Source organism: Larkinella punicea (assembly GCF_003334855.1).
GTDB classification, from domain to species: Bacteria; Bacteroidota; Bacteroidia; order Cytophagales; family Spirosomataceae; genus Larkinella; species Larkinella punicea.
Map to the genome: position 1 here is coordinate 25146 of NZ_QOWE01000037.1, position 23768 is coordinate 48913.

The following is a 23768-nucleotide window of genomic DNA, read 5'->3' on the forward strand; positions in this document are numbered from 1 at the left end:
TTCCAATTTTCAATACTACGCTTTCCCGGAAATACTTAATTTTCGGTGTGGAATCGCTAAAGTTGATTCCCTTCTTTACTTTCGTATGATGTATATTCATGCAGTTAGTCATTACTTTCCCAGCGAAGTAGTTGGCAACGAACACTTTACCCGGCTCAATGGATTATCGAGCGAGTGGATTACCGAACGTACCGGCATTCGGGAACGTCGCAAAGCGGCACCCGACGAGAATACAAACACGATGGCCCTGGAAGCCGTCCGGCGGCTGTTCGACCAAACGGCGATTGACCCTTCTCAAATAGACCTCATTGTAGGTGCGACTTATACGCCATACGATACCATCGTCACCCTGGCTCACGTTGTCCAGCACAATCTGGGAGTTCCCGATATTCCGGTTATTTCGGTATCGACGGCCTGCTCCTCGCTGATCAACGCCGTTGAGGTTGTTGAGGGTTATTTTGCAATGAATAAAGCGACGCTGGCCGTGGTGGTGGTTTCGGAACACAATACGGCTTACAACAACGAAACGGATACCGTATCGGGGCATTTGTGGGGCGATGGTGCAGCCGCTTTGCTGATCTCGAAAGAACGAATCAGCGACGAGGATATGACAATCCACACCATCATTACGGGCGGAGCAGCCACCAGCGGCAAAGCAACGACCGGCGTGATGCTGAAACCGCTCGAACAGGGCGTCCTGATGCCCCACGGTCGTGACGTCTTCATCAATGCCTGCCTGTATATGCCCAAAGTCAGTTTGCAGGTGCTGGAGAAACACAACCTGACCATCGACGATGTGGATTACCTGATTCCGCATCAGGCCAATCTTCGCATTAGCCTGAACGTCATCAATACCCTGAAACTCCCCGAAACAAAGCTGCTTTCCAACATTCAGAAACTGGGCAATACCGGCTGTGCGGGTTGCGCCATCGCGCTATCCGAAAACCGGTCCCTATTCAAAAAAGGGCAAAACATTGTGCTGACCGTCTTCGGAGGAGGCTACTCGTTCGGCGCCATGCTGGTGGAAGTGTAGTAAGGGGAATGATAAATTTTAAATGATGAATATTAAATATAAAAGTGCTGGCTTGGCGATTCCTTTTACATTTAACATTCATCATTTAAAATTTATCATTCCTTCCCCTCTCCTAATTCGCCGTTGAAGACGAGGGAGCCGAGGTGTTTTTCCAGGTATTGTTCCGTGGATTAATATCCGGCAGTTGCTCATCGGGGTCAATGGTCACCGAGCGGATGGGAGACGTGGTCGGTTGTTTGAAACTCCAGGTACCACCGCGCTGCCAGATTTCGACCGGTAGATTGACCCGTGTTTTCTTGCCGCCCACTTCTTCTACTTCAATAATAACCGGCATAGCCCACTTTTCCAGGTTTTCGATGGTGATTACCGAGCCTTTCTGCGGGTCCTGCTCCACATACCGAACGTCTTTCACCGACTGATCCAGCTTCCAGTTTTCGTAAAAATACCCGCGCCAGAACCAGCCCAAATCTTCCCCGGACGCATCCTCCATGGTTCGGAAAAAATCATAGGGTGTCGGGTGCTTGAAGGCCCAGCGGTGTACGTAGGTTTTAAAGGCATAATCGAAACGCTTCGGCCCCAGCACCACATCGCGCAGCAGTTTCAGGCCCATCCCCGGTTTATAATAGCCCATAATGCCCAGACTCATCGGTTGCAGTACATCGGGCGTGGTCATAATCGGCTCGTCGATGTTGAACAGGGCCGGAGCAATGTCGTGCATCGTTCCTTTCGGGCGGTTATATTCTCCCTTGTTGAATTTTTCAGTGGAGAGCATATTGATGAAGGTATCGAATCCTTCGTCCATCCAGGCAAACTTCCGCTCGTTGTTGCCCACGATCATCGGAAACCAGTTATGCCCGAATTCATGGTCGGTAACGCCCCAGAGGGCATCTTTCCGGTCGCGCCGGTCGCAGAAAATAATACCGGGATACTCCATTCCGCCCACAATACCGGCAACGTTGGTGGCCACCGGATATGAGTACTCAAAGAGGTAATCCGAATAAAACTCAATACTGCCTTTGACGTATTCCGTCGAACGGTTCCAGGAATCGTCAGTGGCGCTTTCAACGGGGTAAACCGACATAGCCAGGGCTTTTTTTCCACTCGGCAGATTGATCCGGGCAGCATCCCACACAAACGCCTTTGAGGTTGCCCAAGCCACATCCCGGGCGTTCTGGCAGCGGAACCGCCACGTCAGCCGCCCCGTTTGCTTCGGCCGGCTTTGCGGGTCGTTCACCTCGTCTTTCGACCGCAACAAGACGGTTTTGTCACTGTTCCGGGCCTGCGTCAGCCGTCGCTGCTGATCGGACGTCAACACTTCCTGCGCGTTCAGCAACTCGCCGGAACCGACCACGATGTGGTTCCATGGCACGTCGATGGCGTATTCGTAATCTCCGTATTCCAGGTAAAACTCCCCGGCCCCGAGGTAGGGCAGCACATTCCAGCCTTCGATGTCGTCATACACGCACATCCGCGGATACCACTGCGCCATTTCGTAAATCAACCCATTCCGGGTCGGCTGCGTACCCATGCGGTCGGAACCATAAGCCGGAATTTTGAAGGAATACTCAATTTTGATTTTCACCACATCGCCACCGGGTTTCAGCGGTTCGGCCAGCCGAACCTGCATCCGCGTGTCGGTAATCAGATAATCGACGGTTTTGGTTTTTCCCTGATCGATCGTGACGGACTGAATGGCATACCCGCCGGAAAAGCCCGCATTTCCGTAGCGGCCACCGCGCAAGGGCGTCGTTTTTGCGGCCCGGGACGTGTCCGAAAACGCGTTCTGATCGAGCTGAAGCCAGAGGAACGGCAACGCTTCAGGACTGTTGTTTTTGTAGGTAATTTCGACTTCGCCACTCAGAACGTTCTTCTCATCGTCCAGACGAACGTTGATTTTATAATCGGCCCGGTTTTGCCAGTAGCGCGGACCGGGCGCTCCACTCCCGGCGCGGTAATCGTTTCCGGGCTGCATGTTGAATAGCGGATGAAAGAGTTCGTGGGCGTCGTAAGTTGAATTTGTCTTCGACTGGGCATAGACTTCTCCAATCGAAATCAGGATGCCAATAAAAAGAAGGAGTTTGTTCATGAAGTTGATTCGAATGTGTTCCCGGCTTTCGCAGTAACACGGGGTAATAGATGGTAACGAAACGAGTGCCACAATCCTGTTGCGCTTTCCGATATTAATTCTCCAACAAGGCCGAAACCGTCGGTGGTTTCGACAGCAATTCCGGGCGAACCAGCAAATAACTGCCCGGCTCCGGGGCTTCCAGACGAACAAACTGATTGGCATCCTCTCCTGACATGAAGGCGGCAAAACCGCGATCGCCGTCAAAATACGCTTGCATATCTTTTGTCATCAGGATGAAATTGACGTTCTTCTCGTTTAAAAACTGTCCAAAGTCGGTATTAGGTTGGTACGATTCTACCGGAACCCAGCGCGGTTTCTGTTCCTGGCTATACAGAAACACCCGATACCAGTCCCGTTCCAGCGTTGATACCGGCCCATTCATCGAAAGCGCCTGAATAAACCGGATGTTGTCAGCCACCGGCGTAGGGCGGAGTTCTTCCTGCTGCCGGACAGTCTGGTAAATCACCCAGATCATCATCAGGCTCGCCAGACTTCCCATCCAGACCGATGACTGAACGATGCGTAATTTGAGGTATCCGAATAGAAAAGCAACGATGATAATCAAGCCGAAGGCGTGGAAATACAGGTAATGATTTCGCGGAAAAACCAGCACCACGGATGCTATCGAAGGGAAAAGCAAAATAAAAAGAGCCAGTTCCTTGCTGTTCAGCCGGATGGATTTGGTAGCCAGTCGCCGGAACGTGCCCGACAAATCGAGCAGACCGAATACAACAATCACCAGCAAACCCAACAACCACCATTTCCGGTAGGGCGAGTTCAGGTTCATCAAGGGTGTTTTGAAAAACAAACCGTTCAAAATTCGGAACTCCGCGGTCGCCGTGTTGACAACATTCGTCCATAAATGCCTCAAAACCAAGTCGGGATGGACAAAAAAAGCCGCACTCATCGACTTGACATCACGCCCGAACACATTGGCAACCAACTTGAACTGATCCGGAATCGGAATGTCGATGGGCCGGTTATTCCAGGTGTTGTAATTGATGCTGAAGTGCTGAACGAACGCGTCGAAACTGCGGTTGGTGCCTTCCTGGCTCTGCCCCAAAGGATTACCAAACAGCAATCGCATGGCGATTACCAGCACAGCGAAGCTCAACAGGCCGGAAAAAGAATTCAGGGTCAGCTCCCGGCTGCGGTATTTCCGGGGAAAATACGTTTCAATGGCCACGACAACCGCGGTCATCATGGAAATATAAAACTCCGGCCGAACATAGGAACATACGAGAGCTGTTAGGGCAGTAATCAGCAATACATTCCTCGTCGACCACTCCCAGGCCTGCACCACACACAAGCCTCCCATAATCAGACAGAGCGTAAAAGCCGAAATCCGGGGATCAAGCTGTACATTCAGGGCTGAAAACTGAAAGCAGAGCGCGCAGAAAAGACTGACGATAAATCCCGACTTCCGCAGGTAAAGATACAAAAACAGCAAGGACCCGGTCATGAGGATCAACAACCGCCAGTTGAGGTAAAACAAGACCAGGGTGTCATTGGTAAACGCCTGCAGGGCCTTTAGCCAGGCCGCATAAAAGGATCCCCACTGCGCCAGATAGGGCGCAGGCGGAAAGGTGTAGGTCAGGCTGGAAGCCAGGTAAGTCATTTCGTCGCCGAAGGTTACATCATACCGCAACGGCAGGTCGTAGGTAAGCGCCAGACCGGAACCAATCATCAGGAAAATCCCCGTCAACGGCCACAGGAATCGATTTTTCATGACTTCATCGCTAAAGCTTCGTAGAGTATTTCGGCCGGATGTTTGGCCTTGCGCCCCGTTCCATCCTTGATCTGGTGGCGGCAACTGGTTCCGGCTGCGGCAATGATGACCTCCTCCGCTTGCTGACGAACCGTCGGAAACAAGACCAGTTCTCCGATTTTCATCGATACGTCATAATGCTCCGCTTCGTAACCGAACGACCCGGCCATGCCGCAGCAGCCCGACGGAATCAGGTGGACGGTATAATTTTCGGGCAGCGACAGCATTTTTTTCGACGGTACCAGCGACGATACCGCTTTCTGCTGACAGTGTCCGTGCAGTTTGATCAACCGTTTTTCAGTCGTAAACGCACTTTTCGAAATAGCGCCCTTGTCGATTTCGCGGGCAATAAACTCCTCAAAAGTCAGCACACTTTCGGCAATCCGCCGGGCATCGGCCACCATCGACGCATCGACCAGATCCGGGTATTCATCCCGAAACGTCAGAATCGCCGACGGTTCGATGCCCACCAAGGGGGTTTCAATGGTAATCAACGCCTTCAGCAGCTCAACGTTCTTTTCGGCCAGCCGTTTAGCCTGCCGCAACAAGCCTTTCGACAGAGCCGCCCGCCCGCTTTCGCCATGTTCAGGAATGACCACCTCATAGCCCAGTTTTTTCAACAGCAAAACCGCTTTTTTGCCTACTTCTACATCGTTGTAGTTCGTAAACTCATCGCAGAAAAGGTAAACCCGTCCAGCGGTTCCAGCGCCTTTTTCACTGCCTTTCGCCCACTTCCGCAACGTTGTGCTGTGCAGCAGCGGCATCGTCCGGTCGGGGTGGAACCCGATCACCCGGTTGGCCACCCGCCGAAGTGATTCGGTACCCAGCACCGCGTTATACGCCCACGGCACCAGCGACGCCAGCCCCGACAAACTCGCAAAATTGGCAATCAGCCGGCTGCGCACCGGCACGCCGTTGGCATCGTGGTAATGCTGGAGAAACTCCATTTTCAGCTTGGCCACATCCACATTCGACGGACATTCGGCCTTACAGCCCTTACAGGCCAGACAGAGGTCATAAACCTCTTTAATCTCTTTGTTGTCGAAGCGGTTTTCTTTCGGCGACAGCGTCAGCATTTCCCGCAGAATATTGGCCCGCGCCCGGGTGGTTTCCTTTTCGTTGCGGGTCGCCATGTAGCTCGGACACATCGTTCCGCCCGAGATTTCGGTTTTCCGGCAATCGCCGGAGCCGTTGCACTGCTCGGCGTGTTGCAGAATGGTCTGATCCTGAAACCGGAAAAACGTCTTGAAATCCGGAGTTTGCTGCCCGGCTTCATACCGCAGAAACGTATCCATCGGGGGCGTTTCCACGATTTTGCCGGGATTGAAAATACCGTACGGGTCCCAGGCCTGCTTGAGTTCCCGCATCAGCTCGTAGTTTTTCGGCCCCACCATGAGCGGAATAAACTCGCCCCGGAGTCGTCCGTCGCCGTGTTCGCCCGAGAGCGAGCCGTCGTATTTTTTCACCAGCCGGGCAATTTCTTCGGCAATCATCCGGTATTGCCGGTGACCTTCTTCAGTTTTGAGATTGATGATCGGGCGCAGGTGAATTTCGCCCGAACCGGCGTGGGCGTAATGCACCGCCGACATGCTGTGTTTGGTCAGAATCGCGTTGAAATCACGGATGTAGTCGGGCAGATCGTGTACATCGATGGCCGTATCTTCGATCACGGCAACGGCTTTGGCATCGCCCGGCAGGTTCGCCAGCAACCCCAGCCCCGCCTTCCGCAAGGTCCAGATTTTTTTACCATCCTCGCCGTACAAGACCGGGAAATGATAGCCTAAACCGGCTGCCCGCATTTCCGCTTCCATTTCGACCGCGCGCTGCGCAATCTCTTCCCGATTGGTCGCACCCAGTTCCACCACCAGAATGGCGCCCGGATCGCCCTGAACGAAGAAGCGGTTTTTGCGTTGCTCGATGTTGTCTTTCGTACACTCCAGAATGTAATGATCGATCAGTTCGACGGCGCGGGGCTGGTATTTGAGCGCAATCAGATTAGCCCGCAACGACTCATCTACGTTGTTGAAATGCACGCACACCAGTCCCAGTTCTTTGGGCGGCAGCGGCACCACATTCAGCTTGATTTCGGTCAGAAAGCAAAGGGTTCCTTCCGAACCGGCAATGAGTTTGCAGAAGTTGAACGGCTCGGTACCTTCTGTAAAGGGGGCCGTTTCCAGCAGTTCGTCCAGCGCATAACCCGTGTTTCGCCGTTCGATGCTGCGTTTGGGAAACTGCCGCCGGATTTCGGCCTGGTTGTCCGGATTCGCCAGGATTTCGTTGGTTTTCAGGTAAATTTTATCCAGCAGCGACGCACTGCCATTTTTGTGCCTACCCGCGTCGATCTGCTGGGCAAACGCAGCGGTTTCCAAAGCGCCAAATTCGGCTTCGCTCCCATCGGCCAGCAGCGCTTTGACGGACAGGACATGCTCCCGCGTCGAGCGATACACAACCGAGTTGGAGCCACAGGAATTATTCCCGACCATGCCCCCGATCATCGCCCGGTTGGCCGTCGAGGTTTCCGGTCCGAAAAACAGGCCATACGGTTTTAGAAAGAAATTCAATTCATCGCGAACCACGCCCGGCTGCACGCGCACCCAGCGTTCCTGCTCGTTGATTTCGAGGATTTTAGTAAAGTTTTTGGAAACATCGACGATAATTCCGTTGCCGACCACCTGCCCGGCCAGCGAGGTACCGGCCGTACGCGGAATGAGCGAGGTACGGTTTTCACGGGCAAACGCAATCAGCGTTTTCAGGTCATCGATCGACTTTGGAATGGCGACCGCCAGCGGCATTTCGCGGTAGGCCGACGCATCGGTTGCATATAACGTCCGTTGGGTGGAATCGGTGTAAAATTCACCATCTAACTGGGCAGAAAGTTGTTGTAGCGTCTCCTGATTGACCATAAGAGTCTTCGTCCAGGACCGGATCAAAGTTTGTTTGCAAAAAATATCGGGTTCCTGACCTTAAAGGTACAAATTTTTCCAGTATCCAGTCCAAAACCAGCAAATACCAGACAGCAATCTGTATTTAAATAATGCTATTTTATCTCTCCCCAACCCTAAGCCGAAGCCTTTCATAACGAGGATTTTAGCTTGTCCAACTGCTTATTGCTATGCCATTTAGAATACCGTCCGGTCGCTCCCCCCTCCAAACCTCTTTCTTTTTTTAATTACAACCCGGATTCATTAAATAATTTTAAGCCGGTCACCATTGTATTATAAATATTATTTATTGTAATTTGTTCAATCAGTTCAGAAATATGTTCTATAAAATCTCATCACGGTACTATTATACGCAAAAAAAGACAGAGACCCGGTCGAACAGTAACCCTACTGATTGATTGGGTTTTCCTCATTTGTACTGCGCTGAAATTTCATTGTATCATGGTTCTGCATCTGCTTACCAATTTCAGTTCACCTATTCTAATTTGTTAACCTATGATGGATCACTTTATCAGATTCAATCATGAACGTAAAGAAGTAAACGGCCCGCGCCAATACCGGGTGTTTCAAGTCAGAAAGAAAGCGTTGCTCCCAGCCTTTCTGTTGTCATTTGCGTTCATTCTCAGCCTGGGCTTCAGCCAGGCATTTGCTCAGGAGCGGACGGTCACCGGAACCGTTACATCGTCGGAAGACAAGGTTTCACTACCCGGTGTTACTGTTCAAATCAAAGGAACAACCCGCGGCACCAATACCGACGCCGACGGGAAATATTCCCTCACCAACGTTCCTGACAACGCCACGCTGGTTTTTAGCTTCATCGGACTGCAAAACCAGGAAATCGCGGTGGGCAACCGCACCGTTGTCGACGCCGTTCTGACCTCCGACACCAAATCGCTGGAAGAAGTAGTCGTCGTCGGATACGGTACGGCCAAACGCAAAGACCTGACCGGCTCGGTACAGCAGGTAACCGCCAAGGAGTTCAACCCTGGTATTGTTCCCAACCCGCTGCAGGCCATTCAGGGTAAAGTAGCCGGTTTGGTGATTACGATGCCTTCGGGTGACCCCAACCAGGCACCGACCGTTCGTTTGCGGGGCTACACCTCGCTGGCGGGTGGCAGCGATCCGCTGTATGTGGTCGACGGCGTGATCGGCGTTCCCATTCAGACGGTTTCTCCGACCGATATCGAGTCGATGGACGTCCTGAAAGATGCTTCCGCAGCCGCTATTTACGGTTCACGGGCAGCCAATGGCGTCATTATCGTGACGACCAAACGCGGAAAATCCGGCAAAACCACGATCACCTTCAACAACTACATCGGCGTTGAAACCATCTCGAACCAACTGGATTTGCTGGATGGCCCCGGTTATCGGGCCGCCGTCAGTACCCTGAAAGGAGACTCCACACTGAGTCTGGACCGGCTCCGCTTTCCGGCCGGCAACTACAACACCGACTGGGTGAAGGAAATTACCCGGATGGGCGTGACGACCAACCACGATCTGGCCATTTCGGGGGGGTCACCCGCCTTCAGTTACCGGGGTTCTCTCAACTACATTGGCCGCGACGGGATCATCAAAAACACGGGTTTTGATCGGGTAACGGCCCGAATCAACCTGGATCAGAAGGCGCTCGATAACCGCCTGAACATCCAGTATAATCTGTCGGTAACCAACACCAACTCCAAACTGAACGACGATGCCATCATCGCCCGGGCGGTTACGTTCCTGCCAACCCTGCCCATTACCGATCCGACGGGCGCCAACAACGTGGGCGGTTATTACGAAGTAGGCGGCAGTTTCGACCTATTCAACCCCGTTGCCATGCTCAACAACCAGCGCTTCGATCAGCAAAAGCGGTTATTGATCGGTGGGGTCAACCTGCGCTACGAGATCATCGACGGGCTGACGCTGGGCGTAAACGGCGCATTCCAGAATGAGAATACCGACGAAAGCCGCTCGCGCGACCGCAGCATCAAGGCCTTCCAGACGACCAATGGCGAAGCCTACCGGAAGATGGATCAGGTCAACAACAAGCTGCTGGAACTGACCGCGACGTATACCAAAGCCTTTGGCCAAAACAACAGCAACTTCAATGTACTGGGCGGTTACTCCTACCAGAACATTGTTTATGACGGTTTTCAGGCCCGTAACGCCCAGTTTCTGACCAATACGCTCTCGTATGACAATCTGGGGCTGGGGGCCGGTACGCTGTTGAGTCCGGCGTCCAACTATGCGACCTCCTACCGGAATGCCACCACGCTCGCTTCTTTCTTCGCCCGGGCCACGGTGAACATGAACGACAAGTACAACCTGACGGCAACGGTACGGCGCGATGGAAGTTCGAAATTTGGGGCCAACAACAAATGGGGACTTTTCCCATCGGTGGGCGCAGGCTGGACGCTGACGAACGAAGATTTCTTCCCGAAATCGACCACCCTGAACTACCTGAAGCTGCGCGTTGGCTGGGGACAAACCGGGAACTCGGAAGGCTTGAAACCGTACCAGTCGCTCCAGTTGTATGGCCAGAAAGGCACTTACTACGATGGTGGGGTGGCCGACTTCCTGCCGGGCTACGGGATTACCCAGAATGCCAATCCGAACCTGAAATGGGAAGTGCTGACGACCTCCAACCTGGGGCTGGATTTTCAGTTGCTGAATGGCCGTTTCTCAGGTACACTGGAGTTTTACAGCAAGACGACCAAAGACATGCTGTACCGGTATTCGGTGCCGGCCGATGGGGTTAAGTACTTCACTAACTTCATCTGGGCCAACGTAGGCACCATGCGAAACCGGGGTATCGAGCTGTCGTTCGGGGGCGACCTCATCCAGAAAGAAAACTTTAGCTGGACTTCCCGCATCGTTGGAGCCTATAACAAAAACACGATTGTCAATCTGAAAAGCGACGAGTTCGACTCCGGTCTGATCCGTTTCAACGCGTTTGGTGGCCGTGGTCTGTCGGATGTGTTTGCATCCTACCTCTGGCCGGGTCGTCCGCTGGGTGAATTCAACAACGTGCCAACGTTTGTGGATTATACCGCCGATGGCAAAGTGCTGCTGAAACCAGGGACGGGCGACCAGCCGACTACCTCTGTGAGTGATGCCGATGCCGCAGCCGGGATTGCCAGTCAAAATCCCGTCGCTCAGGGCAACCCGCAACCGTTCCTGACCGGTTCGTTCATCAATACGTTTACGTACAAAGGATTCGACCTGAACTTCCAGATTCGGGGTTCATTTGGTAACAAAATCCTGAACAACCTGCGCTCGAACCTCCTGATTCCGGGGTCGATCCTGGAAACCAACATGCTGCAAGGCGTAGCGGATCTTCCGAGTGGATATAGCACCAACGTGTTGTCGACTTACTGGCTCGAAAACGGAACCTACGCCCGTCTGGATAACTGGCAAATTGGGTACAACATCCGGACTGGCGGCAAATACCTGTCGGCCGCCCGGGTCTACCTCGGTGGCAACAACCTGTTCACGCTGACGAGCTACAAAGGGGTCGATCCTGAACTTCAGGTGAAAGCGGATTTGCAGAACGAAAGCCAGGCACCCAACAACATCGGGATGGACTTTAGCAATATCTATCCCAAAACCCGTTCGTTCCAACTGGGCCTTAACCTGACGTTTTGACCGTTGTTAATCAACTAACTACCAACTACGAAGATGTTTAATTCAACCATACGAGTTTGGGGCGTCTGCCTGGTTCTGCTGCTGGCAGGCCAGGCCTGTACGGACCTCGACGAAAAAACCTACGACGTCATTCCGACCGACCAGTTTGGCCAGACAGCAGCCCAGCAAGCCGCGCTGATCGGTCCACTCTACAGCGGTTTGGCCGATTATTACGGCAACAGTGCCGGTTTGAACGCCGTGACGGATGAACAAATTGTTCCGACGCGGGGTGGTGACTGGAAAGACGGCGATAACTGGAAACGACTCTATCAGCATACCTGGGACCCGACGACCGACAACGGCCAGTTCAACGGCCCCTGGACCTGGTGTTACAACAACATCACGTCCATCAACCAGCAACTGGGTTCCATTACGGACGAAAACGTGAAAGCCGAGCTTCGGGCATTGCGGGCTTTCTTCCACTACAAGGCGATGGATATGTTCGGCAATGTGATCATCGCCGATCAGGTGGGAACCTCCACACCGGCTCAGAAAACCCGGACCGAGGTGTTTAACTGGATCGAGAAGGAATTGCTGGAGGTGTATCCCAAATTGAGTTCAACCGTGGGTGGTGCCTATTACGGCCGTTTCAACAAACCGGTGGTCAACATGATTCTGGCGAAGATGTATCTCAACGCGCAGGTCTATACCGGTACGGCTCGCTGGGCGGATGCGGTTACCCGTTGTGATAGCATTATTATGTCGGGTAAGTTTTCCCTGACGGCTGATTTGCTGGACAACTTCAAAGTGCAGAACCAGAACTCACCGGAAATTATCCTGGCTACGCCTTTCGATAACTCGAAACGGGGTGGATTCAATGTCCATATGGCGACCCTGCACTACAAGCACCAGTTGACTTATAACCTCCCGGCTTCTCCCTGGAATGGCTATGCAACCGTGGTTGAGTTTTACAACTCGTTCACGGCGCAGGATTTGCGCAAGAAAATGTGGATCGTTGGTCAGCAGTATGATGCAACCGGCGCACCGATGGACGACGACGGCATCCCGATGGTGATCACCCCCGAAATTCCGGCCTTCGAAATGCCGGCGGGTCCCGCGGGTCGTCTGGCCGGAGCCCGGAGCCAGAAATACGAGATTCAGCGAAACAACACCACCAATGACATGAGTAACGACTTCGTTATTTTCCGCTTGGGTGATGTCTATCTGATGCGCGGAGAAGCCAATTTCCGGCTGGGTAGAACGGCCAATGCGCTGGCGGATTTCAACGTGATCCGCAAACGGGCGGGCGTTCCCGACTACACAGCCGCCCAACTCACGCTGGATGAAATTCTGGCCGAGCGGGGTCGCGAACTGGCCTGGGAATACCACCGCCGTCAGGATCTGATCCGGTTTGGGCAGTTCACCAAAGCGTGGCGTTTCAAACCCGCTTCGGAAAAATACCGGGAGTTGTTCCCCATTCCGAGAGATCAGATTTCGCTGAACCCCAACTTAAAGCAAAATCCAGGTTACAATTAGTGAAAAGCCTTTTCCTGTAAAAAGCCCGGGGTTTCCGGGCTTTTTCTGTTTCGTTCAACTGTATTTTTCGGCCCGGTTTTGCCCCACCCTTTTACCCCCGACCCCTAAAGGGGCACGGAACGAATTTTCATCCGGATGGTTCAGCGTCCGTGCCCCTTTAGGGGTCGGGGGCAAAAGGCGCAAGGCGGTGTTTGGGGCAAAATCAGAGGGTGTTTGGTTGTATAAAACCGTCAACCAAAAGCAATTTATTGAGTACCTTTAAAACTTGATTTTGACAGTCAGTAACCGTTCATGCGCTATCTGGTTTTCTTTTTAGTAGTAGGTCTTCTTGTCGGTTGTGGTGCTGCGGATACGCCATCGGAAGAGCGGCTTTTTGAAAAACTACCGCCGGAAACAACCCACATCAATTTCACCAATTCGGTCGTCGATGACCCGGATTTCAACATTTTCAATTACCGAAATTTCTACAACGGCGGGGGCGTCGCCATCGGGGATGTCAACAACGACGGCTATCCGGACGTTTTCCTGATCGCCAACATGGGCGAAAACCGCCTGTATCTCAACCAGGGAAAACCAGGTGCTGCTTCGCTGGCATTTGAAGACATTACGACCCAAGCCGGTGTCGCCGGCAAACGCGCCTGGAGTACGGGGGCAACCTTTGCCGATGTCAACGGCGACGGCTGGCTGGATTTGTACGTCTGCAACGCCGGTATTCGCCCCGGCGACGATCGGGGCAATGAACTCTTTATCAACAACGGAATTGGCAAAAACGGCACGGTGACCTTCACCGAAAAAGCCGCCGACTACGGCCTGAACGATCACGGTTTTTCGACTCATGCGGCTTTTTTCGATTACGACCGCGACGGCGACCTGGACCTGTATCTGCTCAACAACAGCTTCATGCCCGTCGGGAAATTGGGCTATGCCAACATCCGCTCCGAACGCGATTCGCTGGGCGGTCATAAGCTGTTTCGGAATATGATGGAGGAAAGAATGAATGGAGGAAAGGAAAAAGGAGAAGGTATCCGTTCTTCCCTTCCTCCTTCCTCCTCTCCTCCTTTCTTCACCGACGTCAGCGAGAAAGCCGGAATTTACGGCAGCCTGATCGGTTTTGGCCTCGGCATCACCATCGGCGATGTGAACGACGACAACTGGCTGGACATTTACATTTCGAACGATTTTTACGAACGGGATTATCTCTACCTCAACAACCACGACGGCACCTTCCGGGAGTCGGTGAAAGACGCCATGCCGCACCTGAGCCTGTCGTCGATGGGCGCCGATGTGGCCGATATCAACAACGACGGCCGGCTGGATATTTTCGTGACGGATATGCTGCCGGGGAATGATGTGCGCTTAAAAAAGAACTCATCATTCGAGAATTACGACTTGCAGGAAATCAAACTGTCGCGGGATTTCCATTACCAGTACATGCAGAATATGCTGCATCTGAATCAGGGCAATGAACCAGCAAAAAGCGGAAAAACCGCCATTCCGATGTTCAGCGACATCGCCCGGTTTTCGGGCGTTCACGCCACCGACTGGAGTTGGGGCGCTTTGATTTTCGACATGGACAACGACGGCCGGAAAGATATTTTTGTCGCCAACGGCATTGCCAAAGAAGTGACCGATCAGGATTTTATTCACTTCCTGGCCGACCGGGAAAACATGGCCCAGATTGCCCGCCAGCGTTCCTTCAACTTCAAGGAATTTCTGGACAAAGCGCCCTCCGAACCGATTCCTAATTATGCCTTCCGGAACGATGGCAACCTGAGCTTTTCCAACCAGGCCACCAGTTGGGGCCTGGGCGAACCGAATTTCTCGAACGGTGCGGCTTACGGCGATCTCGACAACGACGGCGATCTGGATCTGGTGGTCAACAACGTCAACTCCCCGGTATCGGTTTTCAAAAATTTGTCGGTCGAGCAACACAAAACCAACTTCCTGCGGGTCAAACTGGTGGGTGAGGCCAAAAACCGCAATGCCATCGGTGCGAAGGTGTTTTTGTACCAGAAAGGCCAGATGCAGGTGTTGCAGCAAATGCCCAACCGCGGTTTTCAGTCGTCCGTTGATCTGAATTTGCTGTTTGGTTTAGGCACCGACAACGTGATCGACTCGGTAAGGGTGGTCTGGCCGAACGACCGGATGCAAACCATCCGACAGCCAAAAGTCAATCAACTGCTCACGCTGAAACAACCGGAAGCTACTGCTATTTGGAAAGCTAAAGTACCATCACCGGCTCTTTTTCAGGATATTACTACGGTTTCCGGCCTGGATTATACCCACGAAGAAAGTCCGTTTGTCGATTACAACCGTGACCCGTTACTGAAACAAATGCTCTCGACCGGTGGCCCGGCCATGGCGACGGGCGATGTCAACGGCGACGGGCTGGATGATGTGTTTTTTGGTGGGGCCTTCGGAAAACCGCATCACCTGTTTTATCAACAGCCCAACGGTCGGTTTGTGGATAAAACCCCGGCGGTTTTGCGGCAGGACTTGACCTACGAAGCCGTCGATGCGGTTTTCTTCGATGCTGATGGCGACAAAGACCTGGATCTCTACGTCGTTTCGGGCAGCAACGAGTTTGAAGCCGAAGCCGACGAATTGCTCGATCGGCTGTATTTGAACGACGGCAAAGGCGGTTTTGTCCGCGACGACCGGTTGCCCAACCTGAAAGCCAGCGGCTCCTGCGTCGCGGCTGCTGATTATGACCGTGACGGCGACATCGATCTGTTTGTCGGAACGCGGCTGATTCCGGGAAAATACGGTTTCAATCCGGCGAGTTATCTGCTGACCAACGACGGCACCGGCAATTTCAAGAACTACACCCGGCGCTACATGCCCAACGCCGAGCAGTTGGGCATGGTGACCGATGCCAGTTGGGCTGATCTGAACGGCGACGGTTATCCTGAACTGATCGTGGTCGGCGACTGGATGCCGATTACGGTTTTTCAAAACCAGCGAGGGAAACTTGCCACTTCTGAAACGCCGAAACTGGCGGATTCGAGTACCCCGGCTTCCGGCTGGTGGAATTGCGTCAAAGCCGGGGATGTCGATGGCGATGGCGATATTGATCTGGTAGTCGGCAATCTGGGACTTAATTCCCGGATCAAGGCAACGTCCAAAATCCCGGCGGAACTCTACACGGCCGATTTTGACCAGAATGGCAGCCTGGAGCAAATCATCAATTGCGCCGACGAAACCGGAACCTTGTACCCGATGGTGTTGAAGCAGGATTTGCAGAAAGAAATGCCTTCTATTAAAAAGAAATACCTCAAGTTTACGGATTACGCAGGCAAGAAACTGAACGAAATTCTGGACGAAAAACAGTTGCAAAGTGCCGTGGTGCAGCGCGCGTATATGGGCGAATCGGTGGTTTTGCTGAATAATGGAAAAGGAGTTTTTACGATTCAGGCCCTGCCGAAAGAAGCGCAGTTTTCACCGGTTTGCGGTATTGAAATTGCGGATGTCGATGGCGACAAAAAGATGGATTTGGTATTAACCGGAAATTTTTACGATGTTCTGCCGGAAATTGGCCGCTATGACGCTAGTTACGGGTTGGTGCTGCTCGGAAAAGGCAACGGCATTTGGAAGTCCCTCGACCCGGCGGTTTCCGGCTTCATCGTCCACGGGCAGGTCCGGCAACTCGCGCGGCTGAAACAGGGGCAATTTGTATTGGGAAAAAATAAGGATAAAGTGCAAGTATTTAACCGGGATTAAGCTGATTTTTCTGATTAAGCTGAGAAAAAATCAAATCAGTTCAATCAGAAGAATCAGTTTAATCCAGCGGGGCCGCCCATGCGGTTCAGAAATCAACCTATGAAACGAATTAGTATCTTTTTTGCGGCCGTAACATTGTTCTTTACGGGCTGTAAACAACTGAACCGTACGTCCGAAAAACCGCTCTTCCAGGTTCTGGATTCGACCCGGACGGGCATCGGTTTTATCAACCAGGTTCGCAATACGGACCAGTTCAACATCATCGACTACCTGTATTTCTACAACGGGGCGGGTGTGGCGGCTGGCGACCTCAACAACGACGGCCTGACGGATTTGTATTTCGTCTCGAATCAGGGAAAAAACAAGCTATATCTCAACAAGGGAAGTTTCAAATTTGAAGACGCTACGGAAAAAGCCGGTGTTGAGGGCTTTTCAGACTGGCAAACCGGGGTCACAATGGCCGATGTCAACGGTGATGGCTGGCTGGACATTTATGTGTGTGCGGTGGGCAACTTCAAAGGACTAGAAGGTTCTAATGAATTGTATATCAATAATCAGGACGGCACTTTTACCGAAAAAGCCGCCGAATACGGTTTGGACTTTACCGGTTTTTCGACCCAGGCGGCTTTCTTCGACTACGACCACGACGGCGATCTGGATCTGTATTTGCTCAACCATGCCGTGCATACCTCCCGCAGCTACGACCGCGTCACGACCCGGAATCTGCGGCAAAACGAATCGGGCGATTATTTGTTTCGGAATATGATGGAGGAGAGGAAAAAAGAAGGGAGGAAAGGAAGAAAGGAGGACGGGCGGAAAGGCAATAAATCGGTAGTCCCTTCTCCTCTCCTCCCTTTCTCCCCTCTTTTTGTAAACATCAGCGAGCAGGCCGGGATTTTCGGCGCGGCCATGGGCTACGGTCTGGGCATCTCGGTGGCGGATCTGAACAACGACGGCTGGGAAGATATTTACATCTCCAACGATTTTCACGAAGACGATTATTATTACCTCAACAACGGCAAAGGCGGTTTTACGGAAAACATGCGGAAAGCGTTTGCCCACGCCAGCCGGTTTTCGATGGGGAACGATGTGGCTGATGTCAACAACGACGGCTACCCGGATGTGGTCACACTCGACATGTATCCCGAAGACGAAAGGGTTGAAAAAATGTCGCTGGGCGAAGATCCGCTGGACATTTACCTCTACAAATTAAGTTTTGGCTACATGAATCAGTACAGCCGCAACTGTTTGCAAATCAGTCAGTCGGGCCAGAAATTCATGGAAATTGGAGCGATGGCCGGGATTGCGGCCACGGATTGGAGCTGGTCGCCCCTGCTGGCCGATTACGACAACGACGGTATCAAGGACCTGTTCATCTCCAACGGCATCGTCCGGCGGCCCAATGACCTTGACTACGTGAAATATGCCTCCGACGACTCGCTGCGGTATGCGATGGAAACGTCCAAGGCCATCGATCAAAAAGCGATTTCGCTGATGCCCGAAGGCAAGGTGCATAATTACCTGTATCAGGGGTCGAAAGAGCTGAAGTTTGCGGATAAATCGCTGGCGTGGGGCTTCGAAAAACCGACGTTTTCGAGTGGCGCGGTGTATGCCGATCTGGACAACGACGGCGATCTGGATCTGGTGACCAACGACATCAACGACCCGGCGGGTGTCTACCAGAACCAGGCGAATGAAGTATTTCCAACCCATACCTATCTAAAAATCAGGCTTCAGGGCGAGTCAGCGAACACTTTTGGCGTGGGTGCCAAAGTGATTTTGAAAACAAAAACCGGTCTGCAACTCCAGCAACTGATGCCCACACGCGGTTTTCAGTCGTCCGTGGAGCCGGTTTTGACGTTTGGCCTGGGCGAAACTGCCACGGTTGACTCGCTGATTGTGATCTGGCCAAATCAGAAAATGGAAGTTCAAACCGGTGTAAAATCTAATCAGACGCTGACGCTGAAACAAACGGAAGCTCAGCAGGACGTTGGCAGTTTCCGGTTCACGGCTCCCGATCCCCAACCGCGGTTTGAAGACATCACCAGCCAGTCGCCGATGGCGTACCAGCACCAGGAAAACACCTATTTTGATTTTGTTCGGGAATCGCTGATGCCGTTCAAGGTGTCGATGGAAGGGCCAAAACTGGCGGTCGGCGACGTCAATGGCGATGGTTTAGACGATTTTTACGCGGCTGGTGCCAAATGGCAGGCCGGCAGTTTGCAGATTCAGCAACCCAATGGCCGGTTTTTGCCGAGCAACCAACCGGCTTTTCGGGCCGATTCGACGTACGAGGATGTCGATGCGGTTTTCTTCGACGCCGATGGCGATAAGGATCTGGATTTGTACGTGGTTTCGGGCGGCAATGAATTTTTTGAGAAAATGCCCGAGCAGTTCGACCGGCTGTATCTGAACGATGGGAAGGGAAACTTCGCCCGCTCGAATGGATTGCCGCCGATGTATGACAACAAAAGCTGCGTTCGTCCGGTCGATCTGGATCTGGATGGCGATCTGGATCTGTTCGTGGGGGGCCGGGTTATTCCTTTTGCCTACGGGAAAATTCCGAATTCGTATCTTTTGATCAACGATGGCAAGGGGCGTTTTACGGACAAAACCGACCAGCTTGCGCCCGAACTCCGCCAAGCCGGGATGGTGACCGACGCCCTTTGGATGGATTACGATCAGGATAAAGACCTCGACCTGGTGGTGGCTGGTGACTGGATGCCGATTCGGGTGTTCGCCAATCAGAACGGCAAACTGAAAGCGGTTCAATCCATCACCGACGAGAAGACATCCCTGAACGGTTTCTGGCAATGCCTGACTGCCGCCGACTTCGACCGCGACGGCGATCTGGATCTGGTGGCCGGGAATTTGGGACTGAACACCAAATTCATCAAACAGGCCGAACCCCGACTCAAAATGTGGATAAAGGATTTCGACAATAATAGCAGCGTCGAGCAGCTTCTGGCCTACCAACGCGACGGGAAAAACTGGTATCCCGTCAATTTCAAAGATGAACTGGGCAAACAGATGCCCGGCATTATCAACAAACGGTTTACCAATTATACTTCATTCGCCGGAAAACCGGTGGAGGATTTGTTCGAGAAAAAGGAACTGAACGGGGCCGAAGAATACGAAGTCAACCAGTTTGCCTCGGTCTATCTGGAAAATACCGGCGACGGACGTTTTGTGGTTCACCCACTGCCTATGCTGGCGCAGGTTTCCAAACTGTTTGCGCTCCGAACCGATGACATCGACAACGACGGCTACCCCGACATCCTGGCGGGTGGCAATTTCTACGGCGTCAGCACCTATCAGGGGCGTTATGATGCCGATGATGGTTTGGTTCTCCAAAACAAAGGCAAAACGGGCCGCAATACCGCCCGATTTACGGCACTTTCACCAGTTGGCAGCGGTTTTCGGCTCGACGGCGAAGTGCGCGACATCAAGCCGATTCGGGTAGCGGGGGTTCCACACTGGTTGGTCGCCCGCAACGATACAACGATTCAGGTGTTCCATAAGAAATGATGGATTATGAATGATGGACGATGAATTACTTGCGCCAGCTCATTCATCGTCCATCATTCATAATCCATCATTGAAGAGACGGAAATCATAGGATCTGTGCATCAGATATACTTTTTTTAAGGTAAATTTGTAGTCCTCTTGTACCATTAATTGCCAGTGTTCTTTATGAAAAATCGAATCCTGTGGGTTTTATTGATTGGATGCCTGTGGAGTTTTGCTGGTTGCCAACCCAAAGCCACTCCGGAAGAATACAATGCCAAAGCCGCTGAACCGGAGCGTTATCACCAGTGTGTCAAGCAATTGACCGATGTGATTATTCACGATATTTTCTCTCCGCCGGTGGCCAGCCGGATTTATGGATACGCCAATCTGGCGGGTTATGAAGCCATGTTACCGGGCCAGCCGGGTTATGAATCGCTGGCGGGCAAACTCCGGAAATTTACCGCCCCGCCCAAACCGGAACCGGGTCAGGAATACTGCTTTCCGCTGGCCAGCACCCGGGCTTTTCTGACGGTCGGTCGGAACCTGACATTTTCCGGGGACATGTTCGACGGTTTTGAAAAAGACTTTTACGAGCAATATAAGGCCATTGGGGTTCCCGACGATGTGATCGAGCGTTCGATGGCGTATGGTGAAGCGGTAGCAAAACACATCATGGAATTTGCGGGCAAGGATTCGTACAAACAGACGCGCGGATTCAAGCATACGGTGACCAACGCCGAAGGAACCTGGGTGCCGACGCCCCCGGCCTATATGGAAGCCGCCGAGCCGAAGTGGATGCAGATTCGCTGCTGGGTGATGGATACCTGCTCGCAGTTTATTCCTCCGCCGGCCATTCCGTACAACATGACCAAAGGCAGTCCTTTTTATAAACTGGCGGATGAAGTCTATCAAATGAGCCTTCGCCAAACCGAGGAAGAACGTAAAATCGCTTTTTTCTGGGACGATAACGCCTTCGTGATGAACGTCGCCGGTCACGTTTCGTACGCTTCCAAAAAAATGACACCGGGTGGTCACTGGCTGGCCATCGCGGCCACGGCATCCCGGCAGCAAAAAGCCAATTTTGCCCAAACCGTACAGGCCTATACGTTAACCGCCTTTGCGCTTGCCGACGGCTTTATCAGTTGCTGGGACGAAAAATACCGCAGTAACCGCATCCGGCCCGAAACCGTCATCAACAAATTTATCGATCCGAAGTGGACACCGTATCTGCAAACGCCCCCGTTTCCGGAGTATACCAGTGGCCACAGCGTCATTTCGGCCGCAGCCGCCGAGGTGCTGACGATTCTCTATGGTGACAACATCGCGTTCACCGATTCGACCGAAAATCCGTATGGCCACGGCGTTCGTTCGTTTAAATCGTTCCGGGAAGCCGCTCTCGAAGCATCGTATAGCCGGTTGTACGGTGGTATTCACTTCCGGGACGCCCTCGAACTCGGCAATACGCAGGGGCGGAAAGTAGGCGAATACGTGGTGGAAAAACTGACCTCGAAGAAAGAGGTGGCGGTAGCGCCTAAGTAATCCGGACGCTATGCTCACCGTCCGGAATTTCCGCAAAGAATACCACAACCGGCTGGTGTTGGCGATCTCTCAGGCCGATTTCCCTCCGGGCATTCATTGGCTGAAGGGCCGCAACGGCTCGGGGAAAACGACCTTTTTTCGGTCGGTTGCCGGGTTACTCCCTTTCGACGGAAGTCTGGTTCTAGCGGGAAAGTATGACATTCGGCAGCAACCGGTCGCCTACCGACTTCGGGTCAATTACGGGGAAGCCGAACCGCTGTATCCCCCATTTCTGACGGCCTGGGAATTGATCCGCTGGGTAGCAACAACCAAACAGGCGCCGAATCCACAAATCGATGAATTGATCGACCTATTCGGAATCCGGGATTTCATCAAAACCCCCATCGGAACCTATTCAAGCGGCATGCTCAAAAAGACGTCGCTGGTGCTGGCCTTTCTGGGAAAACCCAGCCTGATTTTGCTCGATGAACCATTGATTACCCTCGATCATGCGACCACCAAAACCGTGATTGACCGCATTCGGCAAAGCCGGGAACAAGGCATCAGCTTTCTGCTGTCATCGCACCAGGACGTCGATGCGTCTGAACTGCCGGTCGATTCCGTCTGGGTTGTTCAGAATCAGACACTGGAACCCATCACCCAAGCGGCCGGTTTATGAACGCTTTGTGGACCGTACCGGAGAAGCTGATTGTCAGGCAATTCTATTTGCAAAATACCGGTCTGTTTCTGGTCGTGATGATGCTGGCCTTCGGATTTCTGAGTTCAGCCGAGCATATTGCACTGGCGAGTTACGCCCTGAACGACCGGGCTTTTCTGGCCGCCTATGGCATTATTTGGTCAATCTATTCGGTTTACACGATCCGGTTCAGTTTACAGGTTTTCCAGAAAACCGATCTACTCCAGCTTTTCCGGCTTGTTCCAGCTTTCAAACGGGTCGCCATTCTGTATTTCCTGCACCTTCAGTTGCTGGCTCCCGTCGTTTTCTATGGCGGTTTTATGCTCTGGGTTGGCAATCAGCAGGGTACAACAACCGCCAATGTAGTAGTAGTCGTGTTCATGGGCTTGCTGTCGGTTCTGCCGCTTCCTTTAGTGGAACGAGCGTTGCGACATCCCAACCCGGAGCAGTTTGCGGGCCACATCGGTGCCTGGCTGCGGCAACGGTTCACCACGCCCTACGTCCTCTTTTTTATCCGGTATCTTTTCCGCGAACAACCGGCCACGCTCTTTCTAACCAAGGTTGGCTCCTGTCTGGTAACGATTGGGGTTCTGGCTCTGTATCCTACCGACGAGTACGACATCCGGCTGCTGTCGTTGGGAATGTTGCTTTCAGCGGCTTTACACGCCGGAATTATCTTCGAACTATACCAGTTTGAAGCCACCCAATTGCTGTTGCTCCGGAATTTACCATTCTCTCTTTCCAGCCGGTTTCTACGGTATACAGGAATCCTTGCTTTGGTAATCGGCCCGGAAGCGGTTTTGCTGCTGAAAAATCACCCGGCTGACGTCACGGTTCCGGCAATACTTGGCGTATGGCTTTGGGGCCTTAGTTTGCTTTTCCTGCAATATGCCGCACTGCTGTCCCGCCATCAGCCCCGCGACCGGTTTATCTCGCAACTCTTCTGGCCTCTCATTGGGTGCTTCCTCCTGATCATGTATCGGTTACCAATTTGGGGATTGGCCGTCACCGGTTTGGTGGCGGCTGCGGTTTTGTTCATTCGCTCGTATTACCGTTCGTCCTGGGAAGAGTAACGCCCCTATATGTTCAAGAAAACTTCAATCGATTCATCCCTACGGGATTCGTTGGACTTGATTATACCATTTCGGCGGGTTAAATCCACCCCTACAAAATGATCCATCCCTACGGGATTCGTTGGACTTGATTTTCGGCGGGTTAAATCCCACTCCTACAAAATGATTCATCCCTACGGGATTCGTTGGACTTGATAATCCTTTCGGTGGGTTAAACCCGGGAGGATTTAAAATCCC

At 52.6% G+C, this 23768-nt stretch carries 11 protein-coding genes; 8 read left to right on the forward strand and 3 right to left on the reverse strand.

Annotation, left to right across the window (positions count from 1 at the left end; all coding sequences use genetic code 11):
- The first annotated feature begins 88 nt into the window (after positions 1-88).
- Positions 89-1033 (forward strand): 3-oxoacyl-ACP synthase III family protein, encoded by a 945-nt coding sequence (locus DUE52_RS30645; protein WP_114409961.1) that lies wholly within the window; start codon positions 89-91, stop codon positions 1031-1033.
- Positions 1034-1145: 112 nt separating this feature from the next.
- Here the strand turns inward: DUE52_RS30645 and DUE52_RS30650 are convergent, their stop codons facing one another.
- From DUE52_RS30650 to DUE52_RS30660, 3 genes are all read right to left on the reverse strand, one after another.
- Complete coding sequence (locus DUE52_RS30650) at positions 1146-3119, reverse strand: M1 family metallopeptidase (RefSeq protein WP_114409962.1); 1974 nt, start codon at positions 3117-3119, stop codon at positions 1146-1148.
- 94 nt (positions 3120-3213) lie between these two features.
- Positions 3214-4890 (reverse strand): hypothetical protein, encoded by a 1677-nt coding sequence (locus DUE52_RS30655; RefSeq protein WP_114409963.1) that lies wholly within the window; start codon positions 4888-4890, stop codon positions 3214-3216.
- Entirely contained in the window at positions 4887-7832 is a 2946-nt protein-coding gene (locus DUE52_RS30660) for an FAD-binding and (Fe-S)-binding domain-containing protein (RefSeq protein WP_114409964.1), read from the reverse strand. Before DUE52_RS30660 ends, DUE52_RS30655 begins: the two co-directional genes overlap by 4 nt.
- A gap of 534 nt (positions 7833-8366) precedes the next feature.
- On the opposite strand from DUE52_RS30660, the gene DUE52_RS30665 reads away from it, so the two are divergent.
- The 7 genes from DUE52_RS30665 to DUE52_RS30695 all read left to right on the forward strand — a co-directional run bounded on the left by DUE52_RS30665 (position 8367) and on the right by DUE52_RS30695 (position 23531).
- Complete coding sequence (locus DUE52_RS30665) at positions 8367-11498, forward strand: SusC/RagA family TonB-linked outer membrane protein (RefSeq protein WP_114409965.1); 3132 nt, start codon at positions 8367-8369, stop codon at positions 11496-11498.
- Between the two features lie 33 nt (positions 11499-11531).
- Positions 11532-13013 carry a RagB/SusD family nutrient uptake outer membrane protein gene (locus DUE52_RS30670; protein WP_114409966.1) on the forward strand — a complete coding sequence of 494 codons (1482 nt, stop codon included), beginning with the start codon at positions 11532-11534 and terminating at the stop codon, positions 13011-13013.
- Positions 13014-13304: 291 nt separating this feature from the next.
- On the forward strand, positions 13305-16733 hold the full coding sequence (locus DUE52_RS30675; protein ID WP_114409967.1) for a VCBS repeat-containing protein: 3429 nt from the start codon (positions 13305-13307) through the stop codon (positions 16731-16733).
- Positions 16734-16832: 99 nt separating this feature from the next.
- Entirely contained in the window at positions 16833-20261 is a 3429-nt protein-coding gene (locus tag DUE52_RS30680; protein ID WP_114409968.1) for a VCBS repeat-containing protein, read from the forward strand.
- Positions 20262-20426: 165 nt separating this feature from the next.
- Positions 20427-21782 carry a vanadium-dependent haloperoxidase gene (locus DUE52_RS30685; RefSeq protein WP_114409969.1) on the forward strand — a complete coding sequence of 452 codons (1356 nt, stop codon included), beginning with the start codon at positions 20427-20429 and terminating at the stop codon, positions 21780-21782.
- A gap of 10 nt (positions 21783-21792) precedes the next feature.
- Positions 21793-22440 (forward strand): ABC transporter ATP-binding protein, encoded by a 648-nt coding sequence (locus DUE52_RS30690; protein WP_114409970.1) that lies wholly within the window; start codon positions 21793-21795, stop codon positions 22438-22440.
- Positions 22437-23531: a hypothetical protein gene (locus tag DUE52_RS30695; protein WP_114409971.1), complete on the forward strand. Its 1095-nt coding sequence runs from the start codon at positions 22437-22439 to the stop codon at positions 23529-23531. The genes DUE52_RS30690 and DUE52_RS30695 overlap by 4 nt, the downstream gene beginning before the upstream one ends.
- Positions 23532-23768: the final 237 nt, after the last annotated feature.

Excerpts from the sequence above, each read along its gene's own strand:
- DUE52_RS30645 (WP_114409961.1), top strand. The coding sequence starts at position 89 with ATGTATATTCATGCAGTTAGTCATTACTTTCCCAGCGAAGTAGTTGGC.
- DUE52_RS30650 (WP_114409962.1), bottom strand. The coding sequence starts at position 3,119 with ATGAACAAACTCCTTCTTTTTATTGGCATCCTGATTTCGATTGGAGAA.
- DUE52_RS30655 (WP_114409963.1), bottom strand. The coding sequence starts at position 4,890 with ATGAAAAATCGATTCCTGTGGCCGTTGACGGGGATTTTCCTGATGATT.
- DUE52_RS30660 (WP_114409964.1), bottom strand. The coding sequence starts at position 7,832 with ATGGTCAATCAGGAGACGCTACAACAACTTTCTGCCCAGTTAGATGGT.
- DUE52_RS30665 (WP_114409965.1), top strand. The coding sequence starts at position 8,367 with ATGATGGATCACTTTATCAGATTCAATCATGAACGTAAAGAAGTAAAC.
- DUE52_RS30670 (WP_114409966.1), top strand. The coding sequence starts at position 11,532 with ATGTTTAATTCAACCATACGAGTTTGGGGCGTCTGCCTGGTTCTGCTG.
- DUE52_RS30675 (WP_114409967.1), top strand. The coding sequence starts at position 13,305 with ATGCGCTATCTGGTTTTCTTTTTAGTAGTAGGTCTTCTTGTCGGTTGT.
- DUE52_RS30680 (WP_114409968.1), top strand. The coding sequence starts at position 16,833 with ATGAAACGAATTAGTATCTTTTTTGCGGCCGTAACATTGTTCTTTACG.
- DUE52_RS30685 (WP_114409969.1), top strand. The coding sequence starts at position 20,427 with ATGAAAAATCGAATCCTGTGGGTTTTATTGATTGGATGCCTGTGGAGT.
- DUE52_RS30690 (WP_114409970.1), top strand. The coding sequence starts at position 21,793 with ATGCTCACCGTCCGGAATTTCCGCAAAGAATACCACAACCGGCTGGTG.
- DUE52_RS30695 (WP_114409971.1), top strand. The coding sequence starts at position 22,437 with ATGAACGCTTTGTGGACCGTACCGGAGAAGCTGATTGTCAGGCAATTC.